This is a genomic window from Chlorobaculum parvum NCIB 8327, assembly GCF_000020505.1.
Taxonomy (GTDB): domain Bacteria; phylum Bacteroidota; class Chlorobiia; order Chlorobiales; family Chlorobiaceae; genus Chlorobaculum; species Chlorobaculum parvum_A.
On record NC_011027.1, the window covers coordinates 250338 to 270469 of the forward strand.

20 protein-coding genes are annotated in these 20132 nt (G+C 55.8%); 15 read left to right on the forward strand and 5 right to left on the reverse strand.

Features of this window, described 5'->3' with window-relative positions; all coding sequences use genetic code 11:
- Positions 1-52 precede the first annotated feature (52 nt).
- The 12 genes from CPAR_RS01260 to arfB all read left to right on the forward strand — a co-directional run bounded on the left by CPAR_RS01260 (position 53) and on the right by arfB (position 11441).
- Entirely contained in the window at positions 53-475 is a 423-nt protein-coding gene (locus CPAR_RS01260; RefSeq protein ID WP_012501501.1) for a helix-turn-helix domain-containing protein, read from the forward strand.
- Between the two features lie 288 nt (positions 476-763).
- A complete protein-coding gene (locus tag CPAR_RS01265) occupies positions 764-1942 on the forward strand; it encodes a cysteine desulfurase family protein (protein ID WP_012501502.1) in 1179 nt (392 codons plus the stop codon).
- Between the two features lie 14 nt (positions 1943-1956).
- Positions 1957-2568 (forward strand): iron-sulfur cluster assembly scaffold protein, encoded by a 612-nt coding sequence (locus CPAR_RS01270; protein ID WP_012501503.1) that lies wholly within the window; start codon positions 1957-1959, stop codon positions 2566-2568.
- Between the two features lie 141 nt (positions 2569-2709).
- Positions 2710-4041, forward strand: coding sequence for a tRNA (N6-isopentenyl adenosine(37)-C2)-methylthiotransferase MiaB (miaB, locus tag CPAR_RS01275; protein WP_012501504.1), 1332 nt, complete (start codon positions 2710-2712; stop codon positions 4039-4041).
- A gap of 226 nt (positions 4042-4267) precedes the next feature.
- Positions 4268-5287, forward strand: a complete 1020-nt coding sequence (locus tag CPAR_RS01280; RefSeq protein WP_012501505.1) for a UbiA family prenyltransferase — start codon at positions 4268-4270, stop codon at positions 5285-5287.
- 150 nt (positions 5288-5437) lie between these two features.
- Positions 5438-6157, forward strand: coding sequence for a diacylglycerol/polyprenol kinase family protein (locus CPAR_RS01285; protein ID WP_012501506.1), 720 nt, complete (start codon positions 5438-5440; stop codon positions 6155-6157).
- Between the two features lie 16 nt (positions 6158-6173).
- Positions 6174-6905 (forward strand): UDP-2,3-diacylglucosamine diphosphatase, encoded by a 732-nt coding sequence (locus CPAR_RS01290; RefSeq protein WP_012501507.1) that lies wholly within the window; start codon positions 6174-6176, stop codon positions 6903-6905.
- A 25-nt stretch (positions 6906-6930) separates the two neighbouring features.
- Positions 6931-7815 (forward strand): ATP phosphoribosyltransferase, encoded by an 885-nt coding sequence (hisG, locus tag CPAR_RS01295; protein WP_012501508.1) that lies wholly within the window; start codon positions 6931-6933, stop codon positions 7813-7815.
- 129 nt (positions 7816-7944) lie between these two features.
- Positions 7945-9117 carry a glycosyltransferase gene (locus CPAR_RS01300; protein ID WP_012501509.1) on the forward strand — a complete coding sequence of 391 codons (1173 nt, stop codon included), beginning with the start codon at positions 7945-7947 and terminating at the stop codon, positions 9115-9117.
- An 85-nt stretch (positions 9118-9202) separates the two neighbouring features.
- Positions 9203-10153 carry a WD40 repeat domain-containing protein gene (locus CPAR_RS01305; RefSeq protein ID WP_012501510.1) on the forward strand — a complete coding sequence of 317 codons (951 nt, stop codon included), beginning with the start codon at positions 9203-9205 and terminating at the stop codon, positions 10151-10153.
- Between the two features lie 245 nt (positions 10154-10398).
- Positions 10399-11028 carry an HAD family hydrolase gene (locus tag CPAR_RS01310; protein WP_012501511.1) on the forward strand — a complete coding sequence of 210 codons (630 nt, stop codon included), beginning with the start codon at positions 10399-10401 and terminating at the stop codon, positions 11026-11028.
- The gene (gene arfB, locus CPAR_RS01315; RefSeq protein ID WP_012501512.1) at positions 11025-11441 is read left to right on the forward strand and encodes an alternative ribosome rescue aminoacyl-tRNA hydrolase ArfB; all 417 of its coding nucleotides are present in this window, start codon (positions 11025-11027) and stop codon (positions 11439-11441) included. The genes CPAR_RS01310 and arfB overlap by 4 nt, the downstream gene beginning before the upstream one ends.
- 109 nt (positions 11442-11550) lie before the next feature.
- On the opposite strand, the gene CPAR_RS01320 is transcribed toward arfB, so the two are convergent.
- Positions 11551-12771, reverse strand: a complete 1221-nt coding sequence (locus CPAR_RS01320) for a M23 family metallopeptidase (protein ID WP_198002627.1) — start codon at positions 12769-12771, stop codon at positions 11551-11553.
- Between the two features lie 491 nt (positions 12772-13262).
- On the opposite strand from CPAR_RS01320, the gene CPAR_RS01325 reads away from it, so the two are divergent.
- From CPAR_RS01325 to CPAR_RS01335, 3 genes are all read left to right on the forward strand, one after another.
- Positions 13263-14147, forward strand: coding sequence for a DUF4438 domain-containing protein (locus tag CPAR_RS01325; RefSeq protein ID WP_012501514.1), 885 nt, complete (start codon positions 13263-13265; stop codon positions 14145-14147).
- A gap of 92 nt (positions 14148-14239) precedes the next feature.
- Positions 14240-14617 (forward strand): HIT family protein, encoded by a 378-nt coding sequence (locus tag CPAR_RS01330; protein WP_012501515.1) that lies wholly within the window; start codon positions 14240-14242, stop codon positions 14615-14617.
- A 127-nt stretch (positions 14618-14744) separates the two neighbouring features.
- A complete protein-coding gene (locus CPAR_RS01335) occupies positions 14745-15173 on the forward strand; it encodes an Hsp20/alpha crystallin family protein (RefSeq protein WP_012501516.1) in 429 nt (142 codons plus the stop codon).
- Positions 15174-15268: 95 nt separating this feature from the next.
- On the opposite strand, the gene cfa is transcribed toward CPAR_RS01335, so the two are convergent.
- From cfa to bchM, 4 genes are all read right to left on the reverse strand, one after another.
- On the reverse strand, positions 15269-16411 hold the full coding sequence (gene cfa, locus CPAR_RS01340) for a cyclopropane fatty acyl phospholipid synthase (RefSeq protein ID WP_012501517.1): 1143 nt from the start codon (positions 16409-16411) through the stop codon (positions 15269-15271).
- Between the two features lie 42 nt (positions 16412-16453).
- Positions 16454-17413 (reverse strand): aldo/keto reductase, encoded by a 960-nt coding sequence (locus tag CPAR_RS01345; protein WP_041466227.1) that lies wholly within the window; start codon positions 17411-17413, stop codon positions 16454-16456.
- Between the two features lie 169 nt (positions 17414-17582).
- Positions 17583-19223, reverse strand: a complete 1641-nt coding sequence (bchE, locus tag CPAR_RS01350; RefSeq protein ID WP_012501519.1) for a magnesium-protoporphyrin IX monomethyl ester anaerobic oxidative cyclase — start codon at positions 19221-19223, stop codon at positions 17583-17585.
- Positions 19224-19417: 194 nt separating this feature from the next.
- On the reverse strand, positions 19418-20116 hold the full coding sequence (gene bchM / locus CPAR_RS01355) for a magnesium protoporphyrin IX methyltransferase (protein ID WP_012501520.1): 699 nt from the start codon (positions 20114-20116) through the stop codon (positions 19418-19420).
- Positions 20117-20132 lie beyond the last annotated feature (16 nt).

Below are 20132 nucleotides of genomic sequence, written 5' to 3' on the forward strand. Positions count from 1 at the left end.
ATTAAGAAATTCACTGCTGAAGTTTTTGTCATTATAACTCCCTCCTCCGCCAATGCCGGACGAGAATCCGACTCAAAGTGCGCTTGAGCAGCTTGCCAGGTCACTCCGACAGGCTCGACTTCAGAGGGATCTGTCGGTCGATGACATAGAGCGGCTTGTCAATGTTCGCAGTGCTCATATTGAAAAGCTTGAGGCAGGGGATTTTTCGTTTCTTCCTCCGCTCTACGTGTATTCCCACCTCCGCAAATATGCCGGAGAGCTTGGCGTTGCCAGCGAAGAGCAACTGGAGGCGTGTCGGAAAGAGCTCGGTATTCCGGATTCCCGGTTTTCTACGAAACCCGCACCAGCCGAACAGTCTGCCGGTGTCGGCAAGTCGCTGAATGCGTCCGGCTCAAAGCGCGTCACCGTGCTGATCGTTGCCGGAACGGCGCTAGCTCTGGCGCTGGTGGCTCTGGCCGTACTGCTGCTGCGCTGATTTTTCCGGCGCCATGGTTGCGAGACTCTTCCCTCCCGCCGTACAGGAAGTATGAAAATCCCTGTTTTTGCTTTATGCATTTGCTTCTTGGATAAAATAAGACTACTTTTGTCCTATATATTTTGAGATGAGGGACAAGCTTTTTCGGGATGGTTTTTCAACGAGACCGGTTGTTTGTCAAAAGCCCTATCGCTTTGAGTTCGGCAAAGGCAATAATTTTTCACTGGTGCCGGTAATAACCTTATATTTGTCCTGCTCGATACAAGTTTCACCGAAATTCAGAAAGCAATGAAGCCATCAAGACCTGTATATTTTGATCATAATGCCACCACGCCACTGCATCCTGAAGTAAAAAAAGAGATGGTGGCTGCGATGGAGATGTTCGGCAACCCGTCGAGCATGCACGCTTTCGGGCGTGAGGCGCGGGCCAACGTCGAGGATGCTCGTCACCGCGTGGCGGCGTTCATGGGCGCTGAGGCCGAGGAGATTGTGTTTACCGGCAGCGGCTCGGAGGGCAACAACACTGTCCTTTCGCTGTTCGCGTGTGGCACAAGCCAGTGCTTTCCGGGCATGAAGCCGAAGATCGTGACCAGCCGCATCGAGCATCCCTGTGTTCTGGAAACCTCCGGGTGCCTGGCACATCGCGGTGTCGATGTGAGTTATCTTGACGTTGACGCTTACGGCAAGATCGATCTCGGGCAGCTCGAAGAGTTCCTGAAATCGGGTGGCGTTGGTCTCGTTTCGGTGATGATGGCCAACAACGAGATCGGCACGCTGCAGGATATTCCGGCAATTACCAAACTCGCTCACCAGTACGGAGCGCTTATGCACACCGACGCCGTACAGGCGTTCGGCAAAATTCCGGTCGATGTGAACGAGCTCGGCGTCGATTTCCTGACCATTTCCGCGCACAAGATTTACGGGCCGAAGGGCATTGGCGCGCTGTACGTGCGCAAGAAAACCCCGTACTGCCCCTTCATCCGGGGCGGACATCAGGAGAAGGGGCGCCGCGCAGGTACCGAAAACACGCTCGGCATCATGGGCCTGGCGATGGCCGTGGATATGCGCAAGGCCGAGATGGAGGCCGAAGCCGAACGGCTGCTCGGGTTCCGCGAGATGCTGCGCAAGGGCATTTCGGAGCGCATCGAAGACGCACAGTTCAACGGCCATCCGACCGACTCGATGCCAAACACGCTCAACGTGTCGTTCCCCGGCGCGGAGGGCGAGTCCATATTACTTTATCTCGACCTTGCCGGTATCGCGGTCTCGACCGGGTCGGCCTGCGCGTCCGGCTCGCTCGATCCGTCGCACGTGCTGCTTGCCACGGGCGTCGATGCCGAGCGGGCGCACGGCTCCATCCGCATCAGCATGGGCCGTTCGACCACCGTCGAAGAGGTCGAATACATGCTTGACGTCCTGCCGGGCGTCATCGAACGAATCAGAAACATGTCAACAGCTTATATCTAATAAAGGAGGCGCTCATGCTGCAATCAGGTGAATGGGCATATACGGAAAAGCTCAAGGAGCATTTCGAAAGTCCGAAAAATATTCTTCAGGGTAACGACACCAGTGAGTTCGACGGTGTCGGCATGGAGGGCAACCTCCAGTGTGGTGACCAGATGATGGTGGTCATCAAGGTGGACAAGGAGACCGAAAAGATCAACGACTGCCAGTGGAAAACCTACGGCTGTGCCAGCGCCATCGCCAGCACCTCCGTGCTGTCCGAAATGGTCAAGGGCATGACCCTCGAAGAGGCGTTCGCCGTGTCGCCGAAGGATGTGACCAAGGAGCTCGGTGGTCTGCCGGAGAACAAGATCCACTGCTCGGTGCTTGGCGACAAGGCGTTGCGTGCGGCGATCAACGACTACTATACGCGCAATGGCATGGAGGATCGCGTTAAAAAGGAGCAGGCCAAGACCATCTGCCAGTGCATGAGCATCACCGACCACGACATCGAAGAGGCGGTGCTCGAAGGCGCTCGCAGCTACTACGAGCTTCAGGAGCACACCAAGCTCGGCACCGTGTGCGGGCAGTGCAAGGATGAGGCCGAAGCCGAAATGCAGAAATTCATCCACCTGCACTTCGGAGCCTGACTGATTCTGTCGGAATCAGCATCGATTTTCAGTTCCTTTGACGGAGAGCGTGCTTCGTGATGCACCCGGTTTTCCGGGCAATTCACGAGGCGCGCCTCTTCCCGTTATAGTCATCTACCCTTTGATCAACGAGTGAAGAACATGTCACCAACCTTTTTCATCCACACTTTCGGTTGCCAGATGAACATGGCTGACACGGAGATCGTCACGGCGATTCTCGTCGAGGGCGGTTTTGCGCCGGCTGAGGATGAAGGCACGGCGGACATGGTGCTGCTCAACACCTGCGCCGTGCGGGCCAACGCGGTGGATCGCGCAGGGAACGTGCTCAGCCATCTCAAGGGGATGAAGCGGCGGCGGAAGGGTCTCGTCGTCGGCCTTCTCGGCTGCGTGCCGCAGTACGAGCGCGAGCAGCTTTTCGGTGACTTTCCGTTCGTGGATTTCATTGTCGGCCCCGACAACTACCGCGACCTGTGCGGCATCGTCCGCAGCGTGCGTGAGGGGGAGCAGCGCCGAGCGTTCATCGACTACGACCAGCAGGAGACCTACGCGGGCATCGATCCGATTCGCGCCAACCGCGTCAGCACCTTTCTGCCGGTCATGCGCGGCTGCAACAATCACTGCGCCTTCTGTGTGGTGCCGGTGACGCGCGGGCGCGAGCGCAGCGTAGCGTTCGACCGGGTCATCGCCGAGGTTGCTGCTCTGGAACAAGCGGGCTACCGCGAAGTGACGCTGCTCGGCCAGAACGTCAACTCGTGGTGCGATGCCGACAAGTCGCTCGACTTTGCCGGGCTGCTCGAAGGGGTGAGCCACGCTGCGCCGTCGATGCGCATCCGCTTCACCACCTCGCACCCCAAGGACATCTCCGAATCGCTCGTGCGGGTGATCGGCGAGCGGCCGAACCTCTGCAAGCACATCCATCTTCCCGTGCAGTCCGGCTCGTCGCGGATGCTCGATCTGATGAAGCGCGGTCACACCCGCGAGGAGTATCTCGACAAAATCGCCATGATCCGAGAGCTTGTGCCTGGCGTGGCCATCACCACCGACCTGATCGCCGGATTCTGCACCGAGACAGAGGTGGATCACCGCGAGACTCTTTCGCTGATGGAGGCGGTCGGCTACGATACGGCGTTCATGTTCTACTACTCGGTGCGTCCGGGCACCTGGGCGGCGCGGAATCTCCCCGACGATGTGCCTGAAGCGGTCAAGAAGGCGCGGCTTCAGGAGATCATTGATTTGCAGACCGCGATGTCTCGTGAGCTTTACCAGCGGGAGATCGGCAAGGTGGTCGAGGTGCTTGCCGAAGCCGAAAGCAAGCGCTCCGCATCGCAACTCATGGGGCGCACCAGCGAAAACCGGGCCGTGGTGTTCAGCCGGGAGCATTTCATGCCGGGTGATCTGGTGCCAGTCAGAATTACTGCGGCTACATCGGCCACGCTCTCCGGTGAGGCTCTTGTCCAACCTTCCAATCCCTAAAATCGTCAAAACAGGGTAGTTTCCAGCATCGGTTGATGACCTTGAGGCTGCATCGTATCGGGCTGCATCCATAATTGTTCCCGATATGATGTTTTTATTATAAAAGGGATTCGTAAATTCACCTTACAATTCCGGATACCTCCCGCCATGTCTCAGAGAACGGCGAGAACCGGTTCATGCAGTTATTTTTAACCGGCAGGCAGCCGTTTTCCATAGATCACCAATCATGTCAGTCGAAAGCCGAGGATTTGTCGATAAAGTAAAAGCTCATCTCGAACTTCTCGATCCGGTCACCTGGATCAGCGTGTTTCCCTGCCTTGCCGGGGGAGTTATGGCTTCGGGATCCATGCAGCCGACCGTACATGACTACCTCCTGCTTGCTGCGCTCTTTCTCCTCTACGGTCCGCTGGGCACAGGCTTCAGCCAGTCGGTGAACGACTACTACGACCTCGAGCTCGACCGCGTCAACGAGCCGACCCGTCCGATTCCATCCGGAAGGCTTTCGGAAAAAGAGGCGATCTGGAACTGGAGCATCGTGCTTGTTATCGCGGTTGCGTTGAGCAGCTGGATTGGCACAAGTATCGGCGGCGAACGCGGAATGATTTTCGTGGGTTCGCTTCTGGCCGGTCTGGTGATTGGCTATCTCTATTCTGCGCCGCCTTTCAAGCTCAAGAAAAACATCTTCTTCTCCGGCCCTGCGGTCGGATTCTCCTATGGGTTCATCACTTATCTGTCGGCAAATGCGCTTTTTAGCGACATCCGCCCCGAGGTGCTGTGGCTGGCGGGACTTAACTTTTTTATGGCCATCGCACTCATCGTCATGAACGACTTCAAATCGCAGGAGGGTGACGCCAAGGGGGGAATGAAGTCCCTGACGGTCATGATTGGTGCGAAGAATACTTTCCTTGTGGCCTTCATCATCATCGACTTGGTCTTTGCCGTGTTTGCGTGGCTTGCCTGGGATTGGGCAAGAAGCAATCCGCAAATAACGCAATTCCCGATTCTGGTGTACTGTGTTGTTGTTGGCCTTGTGCTGAACATTATCGTCCAGATTCCGATCTACCGCGACCCCAAATCGGGCATCACTTTGGTACAGCATGCGGTCGACGACGGCTTCGGCAACGCCATCGGCAAGAGCGAGGTGCAGGAGCACAATGCGTTCCTGCGGTTCCAGGTGGTCAACAATATTCTGTTCCTGACCAACCAGATGTTTGCCGCCGCGCTGGTGGGAATGAAGTACATGTAACTGTTTTTGAGTGATGCAGGCGGCACCTCTTTCGTGGTTTTTTTCTGCCTGGCTACGATGCAACCCGGACGCATAAACGATGACGATATGACGGAGCAGATGCTGACTCCCAAACCATCTCTTCAGTTAATTCCATAATCCGGAATCGCCATGGCAATCATAGCAACAACGTTTTTCTCCCTGCCGGTGGTCTGGCATAACGCGCTTGCCGCGTTGCTCACGCTCGTCTATGTGTTCAGCGTGCCGCCGCTGATGGACTGGCTGGTCACCAATCACGGCCTGTCGCGCGACATCAGTCGCAAGATCACCCATATCTGCGCCGGTTCGGTTATCGTGTTTCTGCCGTTGTTTCAGGACGGCGGCTGGTCGCAGTATCTGAACATATCTGTTTTTGCCATCTGGACGGTGCTGCTGGTGCAGAAGGGGCTGTTCGCTGCCGATGACGACCAGGCGGTCAAAACCATGACCCGCACTGGCGACAAGCGCGAGCTGCTCAAGGGGACGCTCTATTTCGTGGTCGTGGCCATGATCTGCGGCACGCTGTTCTACAAGCAGACTGCCGGGGTACTTGCAATGGCGATGCTCGGCTGGGGCGATGGACTTGCGCCCATCGTGGGCACGAAGCTCGGTAAAATGCAGTATCGCATTTTAAGCAACAAGACTGTCGAGGGTAGCATTGCGTTTTTTGCCGGGGCTTTTCTTGCTGGCCTGTTCTTCATCCAGCTCATCGTGCCGGAAGCGTACAACCCCGGCAAGATCGCTCTGATCGCGCTTGCCGCAACGGTTGTGGAGGGGGCAAGCCCGAAAGAGGTGGACAACATCCTCATCCCTGTAACGGTGATTGCGCTCTCCCTGGCGCTTTTCTCCTGAACCGCCTTTTCGATTAATGTCCGGACTTTATTTCGTCAGCGATCTTCATCTCGGCCTGCAAGAGTCGCATGCCGAGGCGGAGAAGCTCGAACGACTCGAAACGCTTTTCTCCATCATCGCCGATAACGGTGGCTCGCTTTTCCTGCTTGGCGACATTCTCGACTACTGGATGGAGTTCCGCCATGTCATTCCCAAAGGGTTCACCCGTTTTTTCTGCATGCTTTCCGGGCTGGTGCGCAGCGGAGTGCCGGTGACCTGGCTTGCCGGGAATCATGACTTCTACCTCGGGAGCTTTTTTGACGATGAGCTGGGCGTGCGCACGCTGTACGGCATCCACGAGGTGCAGCACGACGGTCGTACTTTTCTTATGGCGCATGGCGACGGGCTGGGCGAGGGTGATACCGGCTACAAGCTGTTCGCGCGCTTTGTCCGGAACCGTTTCAATCTCGGCTTGCTGACCGGCTTCCATTCCGATCTTTCGACCGCCCTGATGCGGTGGTTTTCCCGTCTCAGCCGCAAGCATAAAAAGAGCGACATGCGCGTCGAATCGACACGATTGATCGATTTTGCCACTTCGTTGGCTATGGAGCGCGATTTTGATTATTTTGTGTGCGGTCATAACCATGCGGAGCGTATCCAGAGCGTCCACGAGTCGGATAGCACTTATGTCAATCTTGGCTCCTGGATCGAGGGGCGCTATCAGTACGGCGTTTATGAGCAGGGAGAGTTCCGGCTCATCAAGCTCTAAGTCAATCAATCATTTTTCACGTATCATGAGCAACAGCAACAACGTTCTTAAGCTGGGCCTGCCCAAAGGCAGTCTCCAGGACTCAACTCTCGAACTTTTCGCCAACGCCGGGTTTCATTTTTCCGTCCAGAGCCGTTCGTACTTTCCGTCCATCGACGACGATGAGCTGGAAGCGATTCTGATCCGTGCCCAGGAGATGGCCCGCTACGTTTCGCAGGGTGCATTTGATGCCGGCTTGACTGGCAAGGACTGGATCATCGAAACCGATGCCGATGTGGTCGAAGTGGCCGATCTGGTCTATTCCAAAGCTTCCATGCGCCCGGTACGCTGGGTACTTGCCGTGCCTGAAAGCTCACCGATCCAGTCAGTCAGGGATCTCGAAGGCAAGCACATCGCCACTGAAGTGGTGAACATCACCAAAAAATATCTGGCCAGGAATGGCGTGAACGCATCGGTCGAGTTCAGCTGGGGCGCGACTGAGGTTAAGCCGCCGGAGCTGGCCGACGCGATTGTCGAGGTGACCGAGACCGGCTCTTCGCTGCGCGCCAACAAGCTTCGTATCGTCGAGACGATTCTCGAATCCAACACCAAGCTCATCGCCAACAAGGCTTCGTGGGAAAACCCGTGGAAGCGCGAGAAGATCGAAAATATGGCCATGCTGCTTCAGGGTGCGATCAACGCCCAGGGCAAGGTCGGCCTCAAGATGAACGCACCGAAAGCCGGGCTCAACAAGCTTATCGAGAGCATTCCGGCTCTGCGTCAGCCGACTATTTCCGATCTGGCTGACAACGCATGGGTTGCGATCGAAGTGATCGTTGACGAGAAAGTCGTGCGCCACCTGATTCCCGATCTCAAGCGTGCTGGCGCCGAGGGTATTTTCGAGTACGACATCAACAAACTGATCGATTGATTTCGATTCTGGGGTTTCAGGGGCAAGGAGAAGTACAACACTAAAGAACGTTTAAGCCTGTTCACGCCTTTAAGTCACCTGACCATTTACGTAACTGTTAAGGCCGCCTGGGGCGGCCTTTTCTTTGCCATGATTTTTTATCAGCTCTTTATTCTCGGCAGCCTGCTGGTGTTTTTCGGCATCGTGCTGAAGAATTTTATCGATCTTGGCTCTTTGCCATCTACCACGGGGAGTGAAACGTATCGGCCGAAGGTGTCGCTGCTGGTGCCTGCGCGGAACGAGGAGATGAACATCACAGCATGCGTTTCGTCGCTGCTCGCTCAGCGCTATCCGGATTTCGAGGTGATCGTGCTCGATGACCAGTCCACCGACGCCACACTTCCAGCTTTGCGCGAGCTCGCCGGTGGGGCGGGTGGATCGAAATTGCGCATTGTCGAGGGCACTGAGTTGCCTGCGGGCTGGCACGGCAAGGCGTGGGCCTGTCAGCAGCTTGCCGGTTACGCTTCGGGCGAACTGCTGCTTTTTACCGATGCTGACACGCGCCACCAGCCCGATGCTGTCGCTCGGGCAGTCGAGGCTATGCAGAGGAGCGGTGCGGACATGCTTTCGCTCACGCCCGCGCAGGAGGTTCGCAGCTTCTGGGAAAAACTCATCGTGCCGCTGGTCTATCACATCCTTTTCAGCTATTTGCCGATTGCGCTGGTTAGCCGGAGCCCTTCGCCGGCGTTCTGCTACGCTATCGGCCAGTTCATGCTGTTTCGTCGAGAGGCCTACGAGCGGATCGGTGGACATCGCTCTGTGTGCAGCAATCTGGTGGAGGACGTCGGGCTTTGCAAGGCGGTCAAGCGCGCCGGAGGCAAGGTTGCGGCTTTCAATGGCACCGATGCGGTCTGGTGCCGCATGTATCACGGATTTGCAGAGGTCTGGAGCGGTTTTTCCAAGAACCTTTTCGCCGGGCTCGGCAACAACGCCGCCGGACTGTTCGTCCTGATTTGGCTGGTCACGCTGCTCTACCTCGCTCCGTATGGCTTTCTGCTGACGGCAGTGCTGCATGGTGACCGCTCTTTGAGCCTTTTCTGGCTGCCATTGGCACAGATCGCCATTGCCGTGCTGGTGAGGGTGTTCATCGCCGTCAGGTTTCGGCAGCCGTTGTGGTCGGCGATGTTACACGCATTTTCACAGGTGATGCTGATCCTGATTGCGCTTAACTCGTTTCGACTCACTGTTTTCGGGCCCGGGCCTCAATGGAAAGCGCGTCGCTATCCAGTTTCGGGGCGTGCGGATGGTGGCGTAACCGGATAAATTTTTCTTATATTATCAAACAATTTTTTCTGCGTTTCTGAGCTTCGGGCTGGGGCGCGGCAATCTCAAAAACGATCATACGCTCATGGGGTTCCTGTCTAAAATTTTCGGCAAAAAGGAAGAAGAGCTCAAACGTCCGACGGTCAGGGAGGATGTCAATCTCATCAAGACCATGGAGGGGCATCTCGACCGCGTGCTCGGCGTCAAATTCAGTCCTGATGGCAAAAAGCTGGTGAGCGGCGGTTTCGATGAACTGGTGATGCTCTGGGATGTTGAGGCGGGTACGTCGATCCATACCATGAAAGGGCATGAAACCTGGGTTGAGTGTATCGATTACAGCCGTGACGGTAAGTTGCTCGCCAGCGGCAGCACCGATAGCACCGCCCGGATCTGGGATGCTTCGACTGGCGAGTGCAAGTATGTCTGCAAAGGCCACGATACCGCCGTTCGCATGGTTGCGTTCAGCCCCGACAGCAAAACCCTCGCTACCTGCTCACGCGACACGACCATTCGTCTCTGGGACACGGAGAGCGGCAAGGAGACCGCAAAGCTGCTCGGTCATAAATCGTACATCGAATGCGTCGCTTGGAGCCATGATGGCAAGAAGCTGGTCTCCTGCGGTGAGGAACCTGTGGTTCGTATCTGGGACGTCGAGAGCGGCAAGAATGTCGCCAGCTTCCAGACCCAGGATACTCTTTCCCACTCGGTCTGCTTCAGCCCTGATGACTCGTTGATCGCTTTCTGCGGTCGTGACGCCAAGGTCAAGATTCTGGATGCCGCCAGCGGCAAGATCATCCACACGCTCGAAGGTCATGAAGATGGTGTGCGCAGCGTCTGCTTCAGCCCTGATGGCTCCGAGGCGGCTAGCGCGGCCAACGACGAGTCGGTCAGGTTGTGGGACGTCAAGGCAGGCAAAGAGCTGCACTGCTACCGTGGCCACACGCTCGAAGTGCAGTCGGTGGATATTTCGCCAGACGGCCGCATGATCGCCAGCGGCAGTGACGACCGCAAGATCAAGCTCTGGGGCATCAGGTAAGCCTGCATTTGCCTGCGATCATGATCCGATCGCGCGATACTCTTTTCTTCTGCCGGGTTTCAGCCCGGCAGAACTGTTTGTGGCCGTTCAGAATTGCTGAAGCGGCGAACGCTCACCTCTCGTTCCGTTGTCGCTTCAGGCAGGTTTCCTTATACTTCTCCTGAGCGGTTCGTTCACGATTTGGCCAGCACAGCTTTTTACTGTCTGCTTTATTGTTCCCGGCATTCATCCATGAAATCTTCGTTATGGGCATCATTCTTCTCGACATTGGCAATGTGCTGGTCAATGTGGATTTCATGCCGTTCTGCCAGACGGTCTGTCGTGACCCGGTGTCCGGAGTCGCGCAGCTCATGGCGCGCTACTGTCAGGGCGAACTGAAAGAGCGTCACGATTGTGGACGGATTGCATCGTTCGATTTTCTCGACATGATTGTCGATGATCCGCTGACGCTCGACCTGCCGCTTCACCAGCTCCGGCTTGCCTGGCAGGATATCTTCACCCCTGTGCCCGGTAGTGAAGAGGCGGTGGCGCATCTGCGGCGACATCATGAGCTCTGGATCATGAGTGATACCGATCCGCTCCATTTCGCCTTTCTGCTCGACCGGTTTCCGCTGTTACGAAGCATGGATCGATACCTGCTTTCTTACGAGCATGGCTATCTCAAACGTTCTCCCGATGCGTTTCGATACGTGCTCGATATGAGCGGTCGTGATCCCGCTGAATTTCTGTTGATCGATGATCGGAAGCTCAATATCGATTTCTCTACCTCGGTGGGCATCGAAAGTATTCTGTTCCGGAGTTGGGATGGCACGCTTGCCTCTCCAAGTCTTGCCGCCTTCGGTATTTCCTCATCAAGCGCAAGGGGGCAACGATGATCCGGATCGCCCGAGGCGTCGTCGTTGATGAGCGTGAGATCGAAATCAGAACCATGCGATCGCAGGGGGCTGGCGGTCAGAACGTCAACAAGGTTGAAACCGCCGTTCATCTCCGGTTCGACATTGGTGCCTCATCGCTTCCCGATCACATCAAAGAGCGGCTCATGCAGCTTCGGGATCGACGAATTTCCAAAGAGGGCATAATCGTTATCAGGGCGCAACGGTTTCGTTCGCAGGAGAAAAATCGTCAGGATGCGCTTGACCGTTTTCAGGAGTTGTTGAAAAAGGTACTGGTCGAGCCAAAGGCGCGCAAGGCTACCAGCCCAACCAGAAGTGCTACGAAAAAGCGTCTTGAAGAGAAGTCAAGGAGAGGTGAACTCAAAGCGTCGAGAAAGGTGATTCGTGACGAGTGACGCCCATGAAAAGGTGGTGGCAGGGAGATGGAAAAACCCCGGTATTCCGTTAAGCATTACGCTTTGAGAATACCGGGGTTTCTTGCTTTCGAGGCCGTATCGTGCTTGCTCAGAGAACGTCGTTCTCTCCTTGTTTAGATACGCCAGCCACCATAACACCTTTGCCTTCAAGCTGGTTCTGGTACATCTGGACTTTAGCCATAAACCCTTGGAGCTCCTTCTTGGAGAGCGAACGGGTCGGAGCTTTCTGCCTCAATGCGACCATCGGATTTTTCAGACGGCCGTTTTTGATAATCCGGAAATCCAGATGCGGTCCGGTTGATCTGCCGGTGGAGCCGACATAGCCGATGATGTCGCCTTGCTTGACGTACTTTCCATAACGGCATGAGGATGCGAACCGGCTCAGATGCATGTACATGGTATGAGTTCCACCGCCATGCGCGATAGTGACCAGATTGCCTGCGTTGCCTTTGCGTCCGCGGAAAATGACTCGGCCGTCGGCAACTGCCTTGACCGGTGTGCCAGTCGGAGCGGCCAGATCGACACCGCCGTGAAACTGGCGCCGATGGGTGATCGGGTGGGTTCTATAGCCGAAACCGCTTGAAATACGGTTGTAACGGCACGGGGTGATGTACAGACTTTTTGAGGCTTGCGCCAGTGCGCGGCCTTTCTCATCGTAATAGGCACTGTTGCCTTTGGCATCCTCGAACTGGTAAGCATTGATTTTCCGGCCTCTCGTGTTGATTTCGACAGCCAGAATATCGCCGGTTCCCGAAAATTGACCGTCGAGCCACTGCTCCTGATAGAGGATTTTATAGGTTGTTCCGTCGCGAATATCCCTTCTGAAATTGATCTTCGACGAGAGAATCCGATTGAGTTGAGCTGAGAGGCCAGAGCGGTTTTTGCTGCTCAACTCTTTTGCAAGCGAGGTGTGCAGGGTGCCTTCGATGGTTGCAATGCGGGTTTCGAGCTCGATGATTTCCTTGTTGACTCCAAGCTTTCCAGTTTCCTGGTTTTTGGTCAGGTGAATGATCGTGGTCGGGTCTGCCTTCCATGTGAAACGGGTGAATGAGCCATCCTTGCCAGTTTCAAGTTCATAGCTCTTTCCAGCTCGGAAACCGCGGATTGTCTTGTCACCTTTGAGCTGTGAGGTCAGCTCGTGAATTTCTGCAGGGGTCAGTCCGGCTGCGCTGAGGATATTGTAAATGGAGTCGCCTCGCTGGACGGTTTTCTTTTCAATTGTTTCGGAAAGGCCGTTTTCGCCTTCGTCGATGGTTACCTGATCAGACTCGTCATCGAGGCCAAGTTCGTCGTCGCTGACCAAGCCCATAGATTTATAGAGACCCTGTACAGATGAAACCAGTGGGTTGGTGGGTGAAGTTGGGGATTTTGATGCTGATGCCGAGAGAAGATAACCGGCAGAGAAAAGGAGAAAGCCGCCAGCGAAGAAGGCGACGAAACGCGCTACAGCTGTCGAGTCGAACCTGTGGAAACGATCCCGAACCAGCGTCATCAGGCGCCGAAAATTTCTGAGTAAAGGGTCAAAATTGATGTCTGGCATATAAGCAGGGCGATTTCAGAATAGAAGACAGGATCTCTTTATGCATAAAAGCTTAAATGTTAATGTTAAAAAAAAAGCTCGTAACGGAAAATGCGATACCACGTAAATACGCCAAGCTCGTACTTGTTTAGGCAAAAAGTTCTTTTTTTGTGGGATTTTTTGCCGACGTCACCAAGGTTCAGCTAAATTTATTATGAGCTATGAACGGAAAGTACTTTTCCGACGCACCTCTTTTTCAACTTTTTTCGTAATAGCTTCTTATGCTTGCAACCAACGAAAGCCGTCTTGTCGAAATTCTGCTCCAGTGCCAGCCCGGTCAGCCCCGCACTCGTGGCACCTGGGAGGTCGATCACCAGGGCACGCCCTTTATTCTTCCTTCCATCGGCGGTATCACCCTCAACCTTCAGGTCGGCGACCCGGCGTTCGGCTGGGAGGGCGACCACATCGAGCCGGGCGTGAGCTGCACCGCCGACACCCACAAACCCTACGAACACCCGAATGTTACCGTGCAGATGCTGAGCTGCGTGGGCAACACGGCCACGATCGTCTCCGGCGAAGCCAAAGGCGAGACTGGTGTGGTGCTTGGCCATCACGGCGGCTCGGAGCACATCATCGTTGATTTTCCGCGTGAAGTGAAGGAAAAGATGGCCTACGGCGATACCATTATGGTGAAATCGCGTGGTCAGGGACTCAAGCTGAGTGATTTCCCGCAGATTTCGCTCTTTAATCTCGATCCGTCGCTGCTGGCGAAAATGAAGATCACCGTCGCCGATGACGGTGTGCTCGAAGTGCCGGTGACGACGCTCGTTCCGGCCTACTGCATGGGTTCCGGCATCGGCTCGGCGCACGTCGCGAAAGGCGACTACGATATCGTGACCAGCGACCCTGAAGCCGTGCGTGAGTTCGGTATTGACCGCATCCGCTTCGGTGATTTCGTTGCGCTGCTTGACCAGGACAATCGTTACGGTCGGGCTTACCGCAAAGGTGCCGTCACCATCGGTGTCGTGGTGCACAGCGACTGCCGAGAAGCGGGGCATGGCCCCGGTGTTACCACCATCATGACTTGCGCCACCGCCGGTATCAGACCGGTCATCGACTCCAAAGCCAATATCGCCGATCTGCTCGGAATAGGCACTCGGTTGTAAGGAGCGTCGAGCCGAAACGTATCGTAAGGGCAGACCCGAACTGTCGGGTCTGCCTTTTTTCCCCGTGAACACCGCGAAATGTAGAGTGTCTCATGAGCCTTTCTTTCAATTGCGATCCTGTGGAACCATGCCCGTTTTGCAAAATTTCTCAGGACGCCATCGTGCTCGAAAATGAGTTCGGCTTTGCCATTGACGACCGTTTCCCCGTCACTTACGGCCATCTGCTGGTGATTCCCAAACGTCACGTCGAGAGCTATTTCGATCTTACTCGCGACGAACTCAATGCCTGTGACGACCTGCTTCGCAGAGCAAGGAGGGCCATCATTTCCAAAGATTCATCAGTATGCGGTTTCAACATCGGTATCAACGACGGCCATGCCGCTGGTCAGACCATAGCTCACTGTCATATCCACCTTATTCCCCGCCGGGCTGAGATACTGAAAATCCCCGGGGAGGCTTACGGGGAGTGATTCCCAGCAAGCAGCAGTATTGAGCAGTCAACCGTTCAAATGGAATTTTAACGGTCTGAAAAGTGTTCTTATAGTTCGATGTAATTTGTATCTGATAGTTGTATGAATTGATAAAAGGAGCAGAACTATGACACTCAAACTTTATGGCAAAGACCCCCTGAAGATGTTCGAAGATGTGTTCAACGAAAGGTTGACACCGTTCATCAGCTCAATGGGATCGATGATGGCTCCGACCTTCAAGGTGGATATCAGTGAAGATGAGAAGGCTATCTATCTCTCAGCCGACATTCCCGGTGTAAAGAAAGAGGATGTAAGGGTAAGCATTGAGGACGATGTCATCAGCATCAGTGCGGAGCGCACTCAGGAAGAGGAGGAGAAAAAGAAAAACTACCACCGTGTCGAACGCTCGTGGGGTAGCCTCTCAAGAAGCTTCACCATTGGTGACAACGTGGATAGTGACAACATCACCGCTAACTACGACAACGGTGTGTTAAAGGTCGTTGTTCCGAAAAAGGAGCCGGAAGCGAAAAAGAGCAAGGCGGTTCCCGTCAGCTGATTCTTCTTCAGAAAACAGAACTTTCCCAGCCTCATGTTTCTAGACATGGGGCTTTTTTTATGGTCTCGTGGCGCGGGGGAGGCTGATTGTGTCCGTCAGTTTTTCAACAGGACGGCCTTGTGTTCCCTCGGCACGTAATGATCTCCCGTAATCCCGTTGTTTGAAAAAAGAATCTGCCAGAGCTGGACGTTTCGGGCGCGGAACGATCCAGCCGCGCTGAGCAGGTAGTAGCGCCACATGCGGTAGAACCGTTCGTCGTAAGCGTGGCGGAGCTGCGGCCAGTGCTCTTCAAAGTTCCGGTGCCAGGCCATGAGGGTGTGGTCGTAGTCGTTGCCGAAGGCGTGCCAGTCCTCGATGAGCTGCTGGCCCTCGGCGGCTGTGGTGATCTGCCTGGCCGACGGGAGCATCGAGTTGGGAAAGATGTACTTGTGCGTCCATTTGTCGGTGTGGGTCGAGGAGCGTTTGCTGCCGATGGTGTGCAGCAAGAACAGACCGTCGCTTTTGAGGCAGTTGTGGGTGATCTCGAAAAAGCGCCGGTAGTTTTTTACGCCGACATGCTCGAACATTCCGATGGAGTAGATGCGGTCGAAGCTGCCATCGAGCTGGCGATAATCGACAAGACGCACCTCTACCGGGAGGTCGTTTCGCAGTTCGTCGGCCTTTTTCTTCTGCTCGCTCGAAACCGTGACGCCGGTGACGCTCACGCCGTAGTGCTCCGCCGCGAAACGCGCCGCGCCGCCCCAGCCGCAGCCGATGTCGAGCACCCGCATCCCGGGCGTGAGATCGAGTTTGTTGAAGATGAGCCGCAGCTTGTTCTCCTGCGCTTCGTCGAGGTCTCGGGCGTCTTTCCAGTAGCCGCAACTGTAAAGCATCCGCTTGTCGAGCATCGCCTCGTACAGGTCGTTGCCCACGTTGTAGTGCACTTCGCCGACGGTGAACGCGCGCGAGGGCTTTTGCAGGTTGACGAGGAAGCCGAGCATGTTGCCGAGGACGCGTGTCGCCTGCGAAACTTTCGTGTCGAGCCGTGAGCGAAGCACGCGATAGAAGAACTGGTCGAGCGCCGGGCAGTCCCACCAGCCGTCCATGTAGGATTCGCCGATACCGAGGTGCGACTCGGTGACGACGCGCTTGTAGAAGCGGGGATTGTGGACGGTGATGTCCCAAGGATTTGTCCCCCCGATAGCGATGCCCGCCGATTCGAGCAGCGCTCGCAGTTTGCTTTCGTAGATGCCGCTCATAGCTTCTCCCGTGAGGTTGACGTGGCTGATTCGTTCGCGAACTTATGCTGGCATGGAGGCGAGATAGGCTTCGATTTCCGCGATCTCTCGTTCCGAAAGAGCGAGGTCGGCGGCCCCTGTCGTCCCTTCGACCTGCGCCGCGGTGCGTCCACCGACAATTGCCGCCGTAACCGCCGGATGGCGAAGCGTCCAGGCGATGGCGACCTCGCCCGGTGAGGCGTCGTGCTGCTTGCCGATGCGGCTCAGAAGCTCGACCAGTTCGAGATTGGCGGAGAGGCGCGGCTCCTGGAACTCCTTGTTGTTGCGCCGCCAGTCGTCCGCCGGAAGGTTCAGCGCCCGCTCGCGCGTCATCGCGCCGGTCAGCATTCCCGAAAGCATGGGCGAATAGACGATGACGCCGATGTCATGCTGCTCGCAGTAAGGCAGAATCTCCGTTTCAATTGCCCGGCGCAGCATCGAATAGGGCGGTTGCAGCGACGCGATTGGCACGATTGACGCGGCTCGCTCCATTTGCGCAACACTGAAATTCGAGACGCCGATGTACCGCACAAGCCCTTCCTCCTGAAGCCGCGCCATCTCGTGCCACCCCTCCTCGATCTCGTCGTCCGGATTCGGCCAGTGAATCTGGTACAGGTCGATACAGTCGGTTCCGAGCCGTTTCAGGCTTGCCTCGCACTCCCGGCGGATGGAGCCGGCCTTGAGGTTGTTGCTGATGGCACGGCTGTCGTCCCACACAAGCCCGCACTTGGTGAAGACGAAGGGTTTCTCGTCGAGGCCCCGCAACGCTTTGCCGACCAGCTCCTCGGCATGGCCGAGCCCGTACACCGCCGCCGTGTCGATCCAGTTGATACCAAGCTCCACAGCCTTCTCGATAGCCTCAACAGCATCACGGTCGCTCTGCGATCCCCAGCCATAAGCCCAGTTTGCACCGCCGATAGCCCAGCAGCCGAACCCGACCGGCGTGATCTCCATGTCCGTAGTTCCCAACCGTCGCTTTTCCATGATCAGGTAGTATTTGGTGATAGAGGTCTTCAAAGTCATGTAGCCTCATAAACTATGAAATCTTTTTCACTCATCAGTTTTTTCCGGTATGATCGAGAGGGGTAGAATCAGAGGAATAAAAAACCCTCCGGGGTTCGGAGGGTTTTTTTATTGATGTCGTTGCTGACGATCAGCAGTTGCGGACGGTGTCGGAGGTGCGATCCTTGATCGTCGATTCGTCGAACTCGTCCCAGTTGTGCTCGTCGTGCTCGCGCTGGTAGCCGGCTTCCTTGAGGCCGAAGCTCATGTCGGCGACCATTTCGGGTCTCAGCTCCTTGAGGTTCTTGACCTCTGCCTGCGTCAGAATCCTGGACTGGTCGAAGCCGAGGTCGATCTCGATCTTGCGGTTCTTGGTCTTGACGCGGTCGATGTCGTAGAAACGCTTGGTGAGCGTGGTCTGCGCGAACGCCTTCAGACAGCCGAGCATGTACTTGCGCACATAAGGATCCTTGATCCACGGGTAGCTGAAGAAGGTTTTGCGAGCGTAGAAGCGTCCGTACGATTTCAACACGCCCTTGAGCACATCCTCGCGCTCCATGTTATCGGGTTTGATGATCGGCGAAACGAAGTTGTAGCGTGAGTAGTCACGCACTTCGACGCGGTCGCCAAGCTCCTTGAAGAGGTCGGAGAAGGGCCACGGGGTGTAGATCGTCCAGTTGGCCATATCCGGATCCCAGTCCTTGCAGAGCTGGTAGGTCTCTTCGATAGTCTCCGGAGTTTCGTGCTCGAGACCCATCACGAACTGAGCTTCCGCCACGATGCCGTTCTTCTGGAGCAGCTTGATGGCGTACTTGTTCTCGTCGATGGTGGTCTCCTTGCGGAAACGGTTCAGGTTCATCTGGCTGGCAGCCTCGGTGCCGAGCGAAACGTGCACCAAGCCGGCCTTGCGGTAGAACGGCAGGAGGTCTTCGTCACGCATGATGTCGGTCACGCGGGTGTTGATGCCCCAGGTGACGTCCAACTTGCGGTCGATCAGCTCCTGGCAGAGCGAAACGAACTTCTGCTTGTTGATGGTCGGCTCTTCGTCGGCGAGGATGAAGAAGCCCACGTTGTACTTTTTGACCAGAATCTCGATTTCGTCCACGAAATTCTTCGGGCTGCGGGCGCGGTACCGGCGCCAGAACTGCCACTGCGAGCAGAAGGTACAGGTGAAGGGGCAGCCTCGGGCGAAGTTCGGTACGGCCAGACGGCAGTTGAGCGGAGTGTAGATGTATTTGTCCCAGTCGTAGAGGCTCCAGTCCGGTGACAGGGTGTCGAGGTCTTCGATGACCGGGTGGGCAGCCGTCGCGAAGACTTCGCCTTTCTCATCGATATAGGCGATGCCGGTAATCTCCGAGCGGGTCTCCTTGTCGTTGCCAGCCGCGATCGCCTTCATGAGATTGACGGTCACCTCTTCGCCTTCGCCGCGAACGACGTAATCGGTCTCCGGGGCTTCGGTGAGCACCTGCGGGTACATGAAGGTCGAGTGAATGCCGCCCATGATGGTGCGGATATTCTTGTTGACCTTCTTGGCGATCTTCATGATGTCCTGCGCCTTGAAGATCGACGGGGTGATGTTGGTGGTCATGACCACATCCGGCTGGTTTTTGCGGATGATCTCTTCAATGGTCTCGTCCGGCAGGTCGTCAGCCATTGCATCCACAAACTTTACCTGATTGAAGCCAGCCTGCTTCAAAGCACCGCCGATGTAGGCAACCCAGCTTGGTGTCCAGTTGCCAGCAATCTCGGCACCGCCTGAGTGATAATTCGGCTGAATCATCAGAATCTTCATCTGTTTCCACCCTCCGGATAGGTTTTTGAGTGCAAGTTCGGTTTTATCGACATGTAGTTACACACTTGTTATGCAACCGTTCGCACGCGGTAAAAAATTTCTTGAACTTATAATTTACAACTTATTCCATAAAATTCCTGAGCCTGAATTCGGCATCTCTGCCGCTGGAGAGGCTTTTGAGGTCTCTCTTCGGCTCATTTGCGATCGACCTGCATCAGCATGGTATGGTAGAAGCCGAAGCTGATCTTCTGACGGTTAACGATCTTAAGGCCGAGTTCAGACAGCACCCGCTGCATCTCGTCGTCCTTGATCATCTGGATGGTAGTGCGGCGCTCTTTTTTCGGGAAGAAGCCGCCGATCCAGTGCTGGAAGGCGAGGATGTTGTTGAACGGGGCGTAGGTAAAGATCATCGGGCCTTTGGTGAGGCTCGCCAGGTTCTTGAATGCGTGGGCGAATCCCTCTGCCGGGTAGTGGATCAGTACGTCGAAGCAGACTACGGTGTCGAACGTACCCGAAACCGACTCGATGGAGCTGACCTCGAACTCAACGTTGTCGGCCACGCCCTCTTTCTGAGCGTCTTCGCGCGTTTTGTTGACCATCTGCTCGGCGATGTCAGCCGCCTTGACGCGGTAGCCGTTTTTTGCGAGGCGGATGGTGAACAGGCCGGTGCCGCATCCGGCGTCGAGAATTTTCGAGCCCTTGGGCAAGCCGGTGCTCTGGAGCCATTCAAACGCCTTGTCCATCATGACCGCATGGCCTTGCCTCACGGTGGAGCGGACGGTGGAGAGCTTGTCGTCGCCATAGATCGATGCCCAGCGCTGGAAGCCCTGGCCATTGAAATAGGACTGAAGCATCTTTTTGTGTTCCTCGACGTTAAATGATGGGCTGCTCATGGTGCTTTATCGTGGT